Below are 11,922 nucleotides of genomic sequence, written 5' to 3'. Positions count from 1 at the left end.
GGAGGGAAGCAGATGTACCATTATAAGCTTGGCAGAAGGAAAGACCACCGGGAAGCGATGCTAAGAAACTTGGTGACTTCCCTCTTAAAAGAGGGGAAGATAATAACCACCGAGGCCCGGGGGAAATCTGCTAAAGCGGTAGCGGAAAAGCTTATCACTTTAGCTAAAAACGACACCCTGCATAATCGCCGTCAGGCTTTAGCTTATTTATACGAAGAAAATGTCGTAAGAAAACTTTTTAAAGAAATTGGTCCAAAGTATGCCGATCGTCCCGGGGGCTATACACGGATAGTGAAAATTGGACCCCGGCGGGGCGATGGTGCAATGATGGTTTTGGTGGAGCTCCTTTAATTATGGAAACGGTCATTGTAACCAATAACTTGAGCTATCATTATGCTGCAGAAAAGGAGAGGTATGCGTTACAAAACGTATCCCTCTCCTTTTTGCAAGGGGAACTGGTAGCCTTAGTTGGACCAAATGGCTCCGGAAAAACTACCTTTATAAAATTGTTAGCCGGGCTTTTGGAGCCTAATGAGGGTTATGTAGAAGTTTTAGGTAGAAATCCCAAAAAGCTAAAAGAGGAAGGACTCTTAGGAACCCAGATTGGTCTTGTTTTTCAAAATCCCGACAACCAGATTGTAGCGGCGGTGGTAGAAGAGGACGTGGCCTTTGGGCCGGAAAACCTGAATTTGCCGACCGGGGAAATAAAAAAGCGGGTGGAGGAAGCACTTAAGTTAACGGGGCTCTGGGAACTTCGACAGAGGGCTTCATATGCTTTATCGGGAGGACAAAAGCAAAGGCTGGCTATTGCTGGAGCCTTAGCTTTAAAGCCGCGGATTTTGCTTTTAGATGAACCCACCTCCATGCTTGATCCGGCGGGTAGGCAGGAAGTTTTAAATTTATTATTAAAGCTCAACGAAGAGGAAAAACTTACGATTATTTTTATAACCCATTACATGGAAGAAGCTTTAAGGGCAAAACGCCTAATAGCCTTTGACCGGGGAAGGGTTGCTTTTGACGGAACACCCAATAACTTCTTTAGACAAAAACCTTTAGTTCGGCGATTAGGGCTTGATATACCCCCACTTTATAAACTTCTGGAGCGGCTTTGGGCGGAGAAAATTTTCGTACCCGATACGGTGACAACCCCGGAAATGCTGGTGGAGGAAATATGCCGATTACGTTAAAGGATGTAACTTTTGTTTATAATCCCGGAACGCCAATGGAGGTTATTGCCTTAAATACCATTAACTTAAACTTTAACGAAGGAATTATAACTGGGATTATCGGGCCAACGGGTTCCGGAAAATCAACGCTTCTCATGCTTTTAAACGGTCTTTTAACCCCAACCCGGGGTAACGTGGTGGTAGACGGTCTTGTAACTTCCAAAAAAGCAAACTTAAAAACAATACGCCAGAAAGTGCAGCTTATTTTTCAGTACCCGGAACATCAGCTTTTTGCTGAAACGGTATTTGATGAACTCACTTTTGGCCCAAAAAATTTTGGAAGGGAATTAACCGAAGGGCAAGCGGCGGAACTATTAAGACAAGTAGGTTTGGATGAAACCTATTTAAAAAGGTCGCCTTTTGAATTAAGCGGTGGCGAAAAACGAAGACTGGCGATAGCTTCGGTTTTGGGTATATCCCCCAAATACCTGATCTTAGATGAACCGGCGGCTGCCCTGGATCCGGTGGGGAAAGAAACCATTTACCGGCTTTTATTGTCTCTAAAAAAGCAGGGGGTTACGGTAATTATTGTTTCGCACAACATGGAAGAAGTGGCCTATCTTTGCGACCAGATTTTAGTTTTAGACCGGGGCAGGATAGCGGCTTTTGGAGAAAAAAACGAGGTATTTCATAAGCTTATGGAAAAAAATATACCCGGGTTAAGCTTACCGGTGTATGCCCAGGTCATAAAACTTTTGCAAAGCCGGGGTCATAAAGTAAAGATGACCGCTTCTTTGGAGGAAACTGTGGGGGAAATAATAAGGGTGGTGCGGGGCGATGCTTAATGTCAATACCATTGGTCAATACATTCCCGGGAATAGCTTCATCCATCGTTTAGACCCGCGCACCAAATTCTTTAGTTTGCTTGTGGCGGTTTTCCTGGTGTTTTTTTTAGACAACTTACTGTTTCTCGGGTTTTTGCTCTTCGGGGTAATATTGGTTACCTTTTTAGCAGGTATTAAACCGAAAATGTTTTGGCAGGCGCTAAAGCCTGTAGTTTTTATCTTGGTTTTGGCGTTAATTCTTCAGCTTTTTTTTACGCCGGGCGAAAAGTTAATTACCTTAGGTCCTTTGAAGATAACCCGGGAAGGATTGGTGAACAGCGGTATAGTATTTTTACGCTTGGTGGTAATGCTGCTATCGGCATATCTTCTGACCGCTACCACCTCACCGACGGAGTTAACTAATGGATTGGAAAGCCTTTTAAAACCTTTTGGCCGATTTGGTTTGCCGTATGGAGAAATTGCATTAATGTTAACCATAGCGCTCAGGTTTATACCGACGCTAACGGCGGAGGCGGAGCGGCTAATTAAAGCCCAGGAGTCCCGGGGAGCTGATTTTAACACCCGGGGGTTTTCTAACAAAGCCAAAATGATGCTTCCCCTAATTATTCCCCTATTTATTAATGCTTTTAAACGGGCCGATGAGTTAGCGGTAGCGATGGAGGCCAGAGGTTACCGCATAGGCGCCCCCCGCGGGAAATTAAAGCCGTTAAAATTTGCGGCCAAAGACTATCTTTTTCTGTTTTTAAATCTTTTACTTACCGTGCTATTTGTAATTTTAAAGCTCTGGGGTGGTTTTCCTGCCAAATTTTAAGCTAACCATTGCCTACGACGGCACTAATTTTGCAGGATTTCAAAAGCAAAAAAATACCCCGCAGACGATTCAAGGCATTTTAGAGGAAAAGCTTCATAAAATTTTAAAAGAACCGGTAAAAGTAATTGGGGCTGGGCGAACCGACGCTGGAGTTCATGCTCTGGGGCAGGTGGTAAATTTTTCGGCGCCCTGGAAAGCGCCGGTAGATAAAATTCCGGAAATTTTAAATAATACCCTTCCAACCGCAATTCGAGTTTTAGAAGCTGAAATAGTACCGGACGATTTTCATGCACGATATTCAGCCCGAAAAAAGGAGTACAGGTATTATTTGTATTACGGTCCTCCTTCACCCTTTTATGAACGGTATGCCTGGGCTTTGCCCCAAAAACTTGACCGGGAAAAGGTAGCTGAAGCCCTGGAATATTTAATCGGTACCCATGACTTCTCCGGCTTTGGAGCAGCGGGAAGTAGCGGTAAAAACCCGATTAAAACCATGTTTGAGGCAAGTTACCGGGAGGACGGTTTTTTAGGGTATTTTACGTTTGTGGCCGATTCTTTCCTGTATAAGATGGCCAGAATTTTAACCGGTACGCTGGTTGAAATTGGCTTAAATGGCCATCCGGAAAGGGTTAGAGAAATTTTAACCACCGGAAATAAAAAGCTTGCCGGTAAAACTGCCCCAGCCCACGGTCTTTTTCTTGTGAAAGTTTTTTATTGAAAGAGGGGAAAGCCTTGACGTATCTGGGGGGCCTGTTAATTTTTAATCTTTTGCTTATTTTAGGGGGAGCATTGACTTTTACCAATGCGGTGGAATGGTTTGGCCGCCGTTTTGGTTTTAACCAGGGAGCGGTGGGAAGCATTTTTGCGGCGGTAGGGACAGCGTTGCCGGAAACAATGGTTCCGGTTATTGCTATTTTTTTTGGCAGTCAAACGGACCACAGCACTGAAATTGGTATTGGAGCGATTTTAGGTGCACCGTTTATGCTTATTACCATTGGTTTTATGGTAACCGGCACCGCTGCTTTACTTTTCAGTCGCCGGCGGACTTTCGGGAGCGAGGTTGTTTTGGAACGTGGGCTTTTTCTAAGGGATATCAAAAGTTTTCTTTTATTTTATACCCTTTCGTATTTGGCGGCTTTTGTACCCCATAGTTTTATGCAAAGATCTATTGCTTTAATATTAGTTTTTGGCTATTTAATTTATGTCTATAAAACGGTTAATGAAGATAGCGGTGAGATCGGGGAAGTGGATCCGTTAATCTTTACTCCCCAGAGGACAATTCCCAGGATTCGGGCGATACTTTTGCAGCTGATAATAAGCCTCTTGATGATTGTGGTGGGGGCTAAGTACTTTGTAGCTAATTTGACCCAATTGGCTCACTTAATAGGAATATCGCCAATGGCTTTATCTTTAGTTATTACACCCATAGCTACGGAACTTCCCGAAAAGTTCAACAGTGTAGTGTGGATGAGAAGCGGGAAAGATACTCTGGCGTTAGGAAACATTACCGGGGCGATGGTTTTTCAAAGCTCGGTTATAACCTCAATTGGGATAATCTTTACTTCGTGGCGTTTATCGACGGATGTAGTTTTAAGCGGTATATTGGCTTTTTTTGCGGCGGTCGCGGCGCTTTTTCTGGTTAATTTCCGGCGGAGATTAAGTGCCTGGACTTTAATATTTAACGGCTGTATTTATATTTTTTACTTAATTTACATTTTTAATCGAAGAATTGCTTGACAGGCCAGGGGTATTCCCATAAAATTATAATGGTATAGGTATTTGCCAGTGACGAGCCCCCATTGGCAATACCGCGATAGTTACGGCAAAAGGAGGGAACAAGGTGAGAACCACATACATGGCTAAGCCCAATGAAGTGGAAAGGAAATGGTATGTTATAGATGCTGCTGGAAAACCCCTCGGACGGGTAGCCAGTGAGGCTGCTAAGCTTTTAAGAGGTAAGCACAAACCGGAATTTACTCCTCATGTAGATACTGGTGATTTTGTTATTATTATTAATGCCGAAAAGGCTGTTTTAACCGGGAAAAAGTTAGAAAAGAAAATGTTTTACCGTCACAGCCGCTATCCAGGCGGTTTAAAAGCTATTCCCTACGGAATCTTAATGAAAACTAATCCGGTCCTGGCTTTTGAAAAAGCTGTAAAAGGGATGCTTCCTCACAACCGGCTGGGAAGAAAGCTTTTTAAGAAGCTTAAGGTATATGCCGGGGAATCACATCCGCATCAAGCTCAAAAGCCGGAAATCTGGCAATTTTAGATACGGGCGAAGGGAGGCGTTTTAGATGGCAGTAGTTAATTTCTACGGTACGGGCCGGAGAAAAGAAGCGGTCGCCCGGGTTTTTGTGGTTCCCGGCGAAGGGAACATTACCATAAATGGCAAATCCTTGGAAGAATACTTCCCGAGAAAAACCCTGCAGATTATTGTTAAACAACCCTTGGAACTCACCAATACTGTTGGGAAGTTTGATGTTAAGGCAAAAGTTCATGGTGGCGGCATTTCCGGTCAGGCAGGTGCCGTGAGACTTGGTATTGCGCGGGCCTTGGTTCAGGCTGATCCTTCGTTAAGACCGACGCTGAAAAAAGCAGGCTTTCTTACCCGGGATCCCCGGATGGTCGAGCGGAAAAAATACGGTTTACGGAAGTCCCGGAGAAGACCTCAGTGGACCAAGAGATAATGGGGAAAAACCAGGCAAATCTGCCTGGTTTTTTTATGTTTTTTCTTGATTGCAATTTTAAAATTTGCCAAACAGGTTACTTAAGGGTATATAGTTAAAATATTCATAAAATCAATAAAAATAGGTAATGGAGTTTTTCGATAAAGTAAAAGGGAAGGGTTAACCTTCCCTTAAGCTTTTTAAGGCATCCTTAAATAATTTTAAATGCAATTCCTCATCTTCAATAATTCTATAGAGAACTGGCCGGGCGTAAGGATCATCAATAATTTCTGCATGCTTCTGATAATTGACGATTGCGGTTTTTTCTGCGTGAATATCGGCTATCAATTGTTCTCGTATATTTTGGGAATAATTAACGTAGTGTCCGCTCCAGTAAGCGAAATTATTACCAAAACTACCCCGATAGGTAGGATTTCCGCCAAAGGCGATAATCAGCTTTGCGAGTATTTCAAGGTGGTGCATTTCAACTAAGGCTACCCCTTCAAAAAGTTTAGCAATTTGCGGATTTGTTTTTTCGCTTTCAAAGTGATGATACAGGTACTGGGTAATGGCGGTAAGTTCTCCGGCGGTACCTGCATAATCGTCCATTAAAATTTCAGCATACATGGTATTGGGATTTTTAACCTTCACCGGAGGATAAGGGGAGTTTAGCTGAAAGTCGTTATTTTTGTGATTCATTTTATCCCTCCTTTTTCCTGCTATTATATTTTATGGTTAAAAAGGGTTTTTGGATAAAGGAAAGACGGTTTTATAAGCTAATTGCACCGGGATAGGCGGACTTTATTGAAATTTACATTAATAATGCCTTTCGGCTTGGCATATAATTTACAAGCCGGAGGTGCATAGAAGATGATTATTTTTAAAGTATATCGCATAACTCGGCAAAAAGTTCTGGCGGTAATGGTGGGAATTATAATTTTAACGGTATTAAGTTCAGTTTTTAGAAATATTTTGTTAAATAAGGAAGTACGGGTCTTAGCGGTGGCGGTTGCCAATAGGATTATTGTCATAGATCCAGGGCATGGAGGTCAGGACCCTGGGTGTAAAGGGCAACAGGGGGCGGTGGAGAAGGATATTACCCTTGATATAGCTCGCCGGGTGGCGGCTAAATTACAAATGGCAGGTGCCCAGGTTTATCTTACCCGTTCTGGTGACTATGATTTGGCTGATCCGGGGATTCGGGGGTATTCGATCCGGAAAAAACAAGACTTAGCCCGGCGCATCCAGTTTGCCGAAGAAAAACATGCGGAGGTATTAATAAGCATTCACGTTAATAGTTTTCCGGAGCGCAAGTACCGCGGTGCTCAGACTTTTTATCAGGAAGGAGATAGTGGAGGAAAAAGGTTGGCGGAGCTTATTCAGGACAGCTTTAAAACAATTTTGGCAAATACCAACCGGGTGGCTAAATCCGGCGATTATTTTATAAACCGTAACTCCCAGATGGCTTCGGCAATTGCCGAGGTAGGGTTTTTATCAAATCCTGAAGAGGAACGGCTTTTGTTAGACCCCGATTACCGGGAAAAAGTAAGCTTTGCCATTTATTTAGCTGTTTTAAAGTATTTTAAATAGGGACAGTCCCTATCTTTAAACTTTAACGGTGGTTTAAGGGACTGTCCTATTTTATACTTTAAGAAAAGATTGACGGATGATATCGAAAGTGTATAATTTATACTGTGTACATACAAAAATTGCAGGATGGCGAGCCACGGCAGGAGTAAAAAATTAATGCTTGGTTTAAACTAACAAAAAACATTGAAAAACGGAGGTAAGAGTTGTGGAAAAGAAAGGTTTATCCCACACTGCGTACGGTGGTATTCCGGGAGACCAGTATGAGCCTTATGTTCCACCTACTACAAGGCTTCCGGAAATGACCGTTGTCTCACTTATCATGGGTATTTTACTGGCCTTATTATTTGGTGCTACCAATACTTATTTGGGACTTAAGGTTGGTATGACTGTTTCAGCCTCAATCCCCGGGGCGGTTATTGGAACGGCAATTATCCGGGGACTTTTAAGGAAGCAAAATATTTTAGAAACTAACATTATTCAGGCAATTGGTTCCGCCGGGGAAAGTATTGCCAGCGGCGTAATGTTTACTTTACCGGCATTAATTATTTGGGGGTTTAAAGACCAGTTTACTTTGGCCAAGATTGCAGTGGTGGCAACCCTTGGTACGATTCTCGGGGTTTTATTTGTGGTACCTTTAAGAAAGAATCTAACTGTGGACGAGCACGGTATCCTTCCTTATCCCGAAGGTATGGCCACCGCAGAAGTGCTGGTAGCGGGGCAGGTTGGTGGCCAATCGGCTTCCGGGATTTTATGGGGAGGTTTAATTGGCGGTATTTATAAACTATTATCCGGAGCTTTTGGCCTTTTTAAAGAAGAAATCGAATGGAATATTCCGGGATTTAAAAACGGAGTTTTTGGCTTCGATATTTTAGCCTCTCTAATGGGTGTTGGCTTTATTGTAGGTTTAGAAATTGGTCTTTACATGTTTGCGGGGGGATTACTGGCCTGGTTTGTTTTAATTCCGCTTATTTCTTACTTTGGAGCCGGTGTACCTAACCCCATTTTCCCGAGTACCGTACCCATTGCCCAAATGGATGCCTGGGCCATTTGGTCCAAGTATATCCGCTATATCGGTGCCGGGGCGGTGGCTGCGGGAGGTTTTATCAGCCTTGGCCGGTCCCTTCCCATGATTATTAACTCTTTTAAAGCTGCTATGGGAGGATTGGCAAAAGGCCAAAGTGGTGAGCAAAAGCGGACCAACCAAGATATTAGCGTAGTGGCTATTTTCTTCGGGGTTTTAGGGGTCTTCATCACAGCTCTTATAGTTCCCCAGATGAAAGTTACCTGGATGGGTGCCCTTTCCATTGTGCTCTTTGGCTTTTTCTTTGCAGCAGTTTCGGCGCGGATTGCCGGTTTGGTTGGGGTATCTAACTTGCCTGTTTCCGGCATGACCATAGCAGCCCTTCTGGCCAGCACCCTCTTATTAAAGGCAATTGGTATAGTGGGAACAAAGGGTATGATTGCGGCGATTACCACCGGCGCAACAATTTGCGTAGCTATTTCTATTGCCGGAAGCTTGGCTCAGAACTTAAAAACAGGATACATTATTGGCGCTACTCCCAAATACGTCCAGATTGGCGTCTTAATTGGTGGTATTGCCAGCACTATCGTTGTTGGCTGGGTAATCTTAATGTTGAACCAGGCTTACGGCCTTGGGACCGATAAAATACCCGCACCTCAGGCAACCCTCATGTCGATGGTGGTAAAAGGGGTCATGACCGGAACCCTTCCCTGGGCACTGGTTTTGTCGGGAGTAGTGATTGGGATCATTTTAGCGGTATTAAAGCTCCCTATTTTACCGGTAGCTATTGGTCTCTACTTGCCGTTACACCTTAGCACCGGTGTTCTGGCAGGTGGGGTTATCCGCTGGTTTATTGATCGGGCTTTCTCCGGAGAAACTTTAAAAGAAAAAGTGGAAAAAGGCATCTTATTTTCTTCCGGTTTAATAGCCGGCGATGCGCTGATGGGAATAGTCATTGCCTTTTTAGCCTATAAAGGCCTTTCGGAAAAAGTTGCCATCTTTTCTAAGCTACCAATAGCAGGTAACCCCTGGTGGGGCCTGGTCATGTTTGTGGTCTTGGGGTTAATTTTATATCGCTACGTTGCAGGCAATAAAAAAGAAGCATAAGGAAAGTTCAGGGAGGCTGTCGCAATAGACAGCCTTCTTTATTTTATTTTTGGCTAAAATTACATATAATAAAATTTAAGAAAACTTTTATGGAGTGGTGATATGCCGAACCTTTGTTTGTCCTGTGTTTGCTTTGATTGTGCCGAATACGGCAGTTGCGAACTGTGTGAGGGATATTGCCAGGAACCAAAGGATTATTGCCTCAAGGAATTAGAGTGGGAGGATTAATTATGCATAATCTTTATGGAATTGTAGCTCCGCACCCGCCGATAATTATCCCGGAAATTGGGCGGGGAGAAGAAAAGACTTGTGAAAAAACTATAAGCGCTTTAAAGGAACTAAGCGAAAAAGTAAAAAATATAAATCCGGAAACATTAATAGTAATTTCTCCCCATGCTCCGCTTTTCAGCGATGTGGTCGCGGTTAATATTAATGAGAAGCTGAACGGAAATTTCGGAAGTTTTGGTGCACCCCATATCACCTTTTCCTACCAAAATGATCTCGAATTGGTTCAAGCTTTACTTACAGCAGCTAAGCAAGAAGGGCTGGCGGTTGCCGGGATTGATGAGAGCCTGGCTCGAGCAGTGCGGGTTCCCGCTTCTCTCGACCACGGAACAATGGTACCGCTTTATTATTTAGATCCGGAGCAAAAGTATAAACTTGTCGTGATAAGCCAGGGGCTTATACCTTTTTCCGAGATTTACCGTTTGGGCACAATAATTAGAGAAGTAGCTGCAGAACTTAAGCGCAAAATTGTTATCATAGCATCGGGGGATTTATCTCACCGTTTAACTTTGGATGCCCCAGCTGGTTACGATCCTTCAGGGCGTTACTTTGACCGGCTGATGGTAGATATTTTTACCCGTGGTGACCCTTGGGAACTTTTAACTATTGATAAAAGCTTTGCCGAGCAAGCAGGAGAGTGCGGTCTTCGTTCCTTTATTATGTTATTTGGTGCTTTTGAAGGATATCAGGTAAGAAGCAGGGTGCTTAGCTACGAAGGGCCTTTTGGGGTCGGTTATATGGTGGCGGAAGTCGAAGCCCGGGGGGAAGATAAAGAGCGCTACTTTTATCCCAAATTAATTGCCAAAAAACAGGAGGAAATAAAAAAGCGCCGGGAAAAGGAGTCTCCCTATGTGCGGCTTGCCCGGGAGGCTTTAGAAACTTACGTACGTACCGGTAAAACCATAACTCCGCCGGATCCACTACCGGAGATTTTTAAGCGGAAAGCGGGGGTCTTTGTTTCCATTAAAAAAGACGGAGAACTGCGGGGATGTATCGGTACGATAGCGCCTGCCACCGAAAACCTGGCAGAAGAGATTATCAGAAACAGTTTGGAAGCCGGACTAAATGATCCGCGATTTGAGCCGGTGGAAGAACACGAATTGGATGAACTCACCTACTCGGTGGATATTCTTTATCCTCCCGAAGAAGTTAGGGATTTATCGGAATTAGATCCCAAAAAATACGGAGTGATAGTTTCTAAAGGATTTCGTCGCGGGCTATTACTTCCCAATTTAGAAGGCGTGGATACGGTAGAAAAACAGCTTGCAATTGCCAAAAGAAAAGCAGGGATAGCGCCGGACGAGCCGGTGAAAATTGAAAGGTTTTTGGTAGAGCGGTATTTTTAGAGGTGGCCTTATGAAAGAAGCTGTTTTTTACGAGGTAATATGGGATTCTTTAGTTCAATGCCGTCTTTGTCCGCACCGTTGCCGCATAGCAGACGGTAAAAGCGGGCGCTGTCGGGTGAGAAAGAACGTAAACGGGCGTTTATTTACCTTAAATTACGGCCAAATAACCGCTTTAAACATCGATCCCATTGAAAAAAAGCCCCTATACCATTTTTATCCAGGAAGTAGTATCCTTTCCGTAGGAACTTTTGGCTGTAATTTTCGTTGCGGTTTTTGTCAAAACTATGAAATATCCCAAATTGCCGAAACCGGTGAAAAACTTCTACCGGAAGATTTGGTAAAACTTGCTCAAAGATATAAATCTCAAGAAATGATTGGGGTCGCTTATACTTATTCGGAGCCCGTAGTCTGGTATGAATACATAGAGGCTTCAGCTCCTTTAATTAAAGAGCTTGGTTTTAAAACCGTTTTGGTAACTAACGGTTTTATCAATAAAGAACCTTTAAAAAAAATTTTACCTTTTATTGATGCCCTTAATATCGACTTAAAAGGGATAACCGAGGAGTATTACCGTGATATTTGTCAGGGGAGCGTTACTCCGGTTTTAGAGGCTATTGAAACATCCAAAGCTTTTGGAGCCCATGTGGAAATTACCACGTTGCTCGTTCCAGGGCTTAATGATGCGCCCGAACAGATTGAGGAATTGGCAAAGTTTTTAGCAAATTTGGACCGGGATATTCCTTTGCACTTTTCCCGGTACTTTCCGCGTTATAAGTTTAACTTACCGCCTACCCCGGTGGAAAGTTTAATCCGGGCCCGGGAGATAGCAGGGAAATATCTAAACTACGTTTACCTTGGCAATTTGCCCGATGCTTCCAATGATACTTTTTGTCCTCATTGTGGGGCATTATTAATTCGGCGGGATTATTTTGGGGTGGATACTCCTGGACTTTCAGGAGATACCTGCCGGCAATGTAAAAATAAAGTTAAAATTATTCTTTAGGGAAGGATTTTTTATGGATAAAGTTGTATTAATTAATAATAAACTTTGATTATATGAAAAACTTTACAACGTTGGAGTA

The 11,922-nt window shown here is 43.3% G+C and carries 13 protein-coding genes; 12 read left to right on the top strand and 1 reads right to left on the bottom strand.

Features of this window, described 5'->3' with window-relative positions; translation table 11 throughout:
* Positions 1–12: 12 nt before the first annotated feature.
* The 8 genes from rplQ (at position 13) to rpsI (ending at position 5,512) form a co-directional block, all read left to right on the top strand.
* Positions 13–351: a 50S ribosomal protein L17 gene (gene rplQ / locus CARFE_RS0109705; RefSeq protein WP_011345162.1), complete on the top strand. Its 339-nt coding sequence runs from the start codon at positions 13–15 to the stop codon at positions 349–351.
* Positions 352–353: 2 nt separating this feature from the next.
* Entirely contained in the window at positions 354–1,187 is an 834-nt protein-coding gene (locus tag CARFE_RS0109700; RefSeq protein WP_028052631.1) for an energy-coupling factor transporter ATPase, read from the top strand.
* A complete protein-coding gene (locus tag CARFE_RS0109695) occupies positions 1,172–2,011 on the top strand; it encodes an ATP-binding cassette domain-containing protein (RefSeq protein ID WP_011345160.1) in 840 nt (279 codons plus the stop codon). Before CARFE_RS0109700 ends, CARFE_RS0109695 begins: the two co-directional genes overlap by 16 nt.
* Positions 2,004–2,822 carry a cobalt ECF transporter T component CbiQ gene (gene cbiQ, locus CARFE_RS0109690; protein ID WP_028052630.1) on the top strand — a complete coding sequence of 273 codons (819 nt, stop codon included), beginning with the start codon at positions 2,004–2,006 and terminating at the stop codon, positions 2,820–2,822. The genes CARFE_RS0109695 and cbiQ overlap by 8 nt, the downstream gene beginning before the upstream one ends.
* Positions 2,800–3,540: a tRNA pseudouridine(38-40) synthase TruA gene (truA, locus tag CARFE_RS0109685; RefSeq protein ID WP_034542010.1), complete on the top strand. Its 741-nt coding sequence runs from the start codon at positions 2,800–2,802 to the stop codon at positions 3,538–3,540. Before cbiQ ends, truA begins: the two co-directional genes overlap by 23 nt.
* A gap of 14 nt (positions 3,541–3,554) precedes the next feature.
* Positions 3,555–4,559 (top strand): sodium:calcium antiporter, encoded by a 1,005-nt coding sequence (locus tag CARFE_RS0109680; protein ID WP_028052628.1) that lies wholly within the window; start codon positions 3,555–3,557, stop codon positions 4,557–4,559.
* Positions 4,560–4,677: 118 nt separating this feature from the next.
* On the top strand, positions 4,678–5,094 hold the full coding sequence (gene rplM / locus CARFE_RS0109675) for a 50S ribosomal protein L13 (protein WP_210432952.1): 417 nt from the start codon (positions 4,678–4,680) through the stop codon (positions 5,092–5,094).
* Positions 5,095–5,119: 25 nt separating this feature from the next.
* On the top strand, positions 5,120–5,512 hold the full coding sequence (gene rpsI / locus CARFE_RS0109670; RefSeq protein WP_028052627.1) for a 30S ribosomal protein S9: 393 nt from the start codon (positions 5,120–5,122) through the stop codon (positions 5,510–5,512).
* Between the two features lie 159 nt (positions 5,513–5,671).
* Here rpsI and CARFE_RS0109665 read toward each other — a convergent pair whose 3' ends face one another.
* Positions 5,672–6,190 carry a ferritin-like domain-containing protein gene (locus CARFE_RS0109665; RefSeq protein WP_011345154.1) on the bottom strand — a complete coding sequence of 173 codons (519 nt, stop codon included), beginning with the start codon at positions 6,188–6,190 and terminating at the stop codon, positions 5,672–5,674.
* Between the two features lie 171 nt (positions 6,191–6,361).
* On the opposite strand from CARFE_RS0109665, the gene cwlD reads away from it, so the two are divergent.
* The 4 genes from cwlD to amrS all read left to right on the top strand — a co-directional run bounded on the left by cwlD (position 6,362) and on the right by amrS (position 11,843).
* A complete protein-coding gene (gene cwlD, locus CARFE_RS0109660) occupies positions 6,362–7,081 on the top strand; it encodes an N-acetylmuramoyl-L-alanine amidase CwlD (RefSeq protein ID WP_028052626.1) in 720 nt (239 codons plus the stop codon).
* A gap of 205 nt (positions 7,082–7,286) precedes the next feature.
* The gene (locus tag CARFE_RS0109655; RefSeq protein WP_028052625.1) at positions 7,287–9,209 is read left to right on the top strand and encodes an OPT family oligopeptide transporter; all 1,923 of its coding nucleotides are present in this window, start codon (positions 7,287–7,289) and stop codon (positions 9,207–9,209) included.
* Between the two features lie 230 nt (positions 9,210–9,439).
* Positions 9,440–10,840 (top strand): AmmeMemoRadiSam system protein A, encoded by a 1,401-nt coding sequence (gene amrA / locus CARFE_RS0109650; RefSeq protein WP_028052624.1) that lies wholly within the window; start codon positions 9,440–9,442, stop codon positions 10,838–10,840.
* 10 nt (positions 10,841–10,850) lie between these two features.
* Positions 10,851–11,843 (top strand): AmmeMemoRadiSam system radical SAM enzyme, encoded by a 993-nt coding sequence (amrS, locus tag CARFE_RS0109645; RefSeq protein ID WP_028052623.1) that lies wholly within the window; start codon positions 10,851–10,853, stop codon positions 11,841–11,843.
* Positions 11,844–11,922: the final 79 nt, after the last annotated feature.

Origin of the sequence: Carboxydothermus ferrireducens DSM 11255 (assembly GCF_000427565.1) — a bacterium.
In the GTDB taxonomy this organism is placed as follows: Bacteria; Bacillota; Z-2901; order Carboxydothermales; family Carboxydothermaceae; genus Carboxydothermus; species Carboxydothermus hydrogenoformans.
This window is presented reverse-complemented; position numbering and strand designations above follow the sequence as displayed.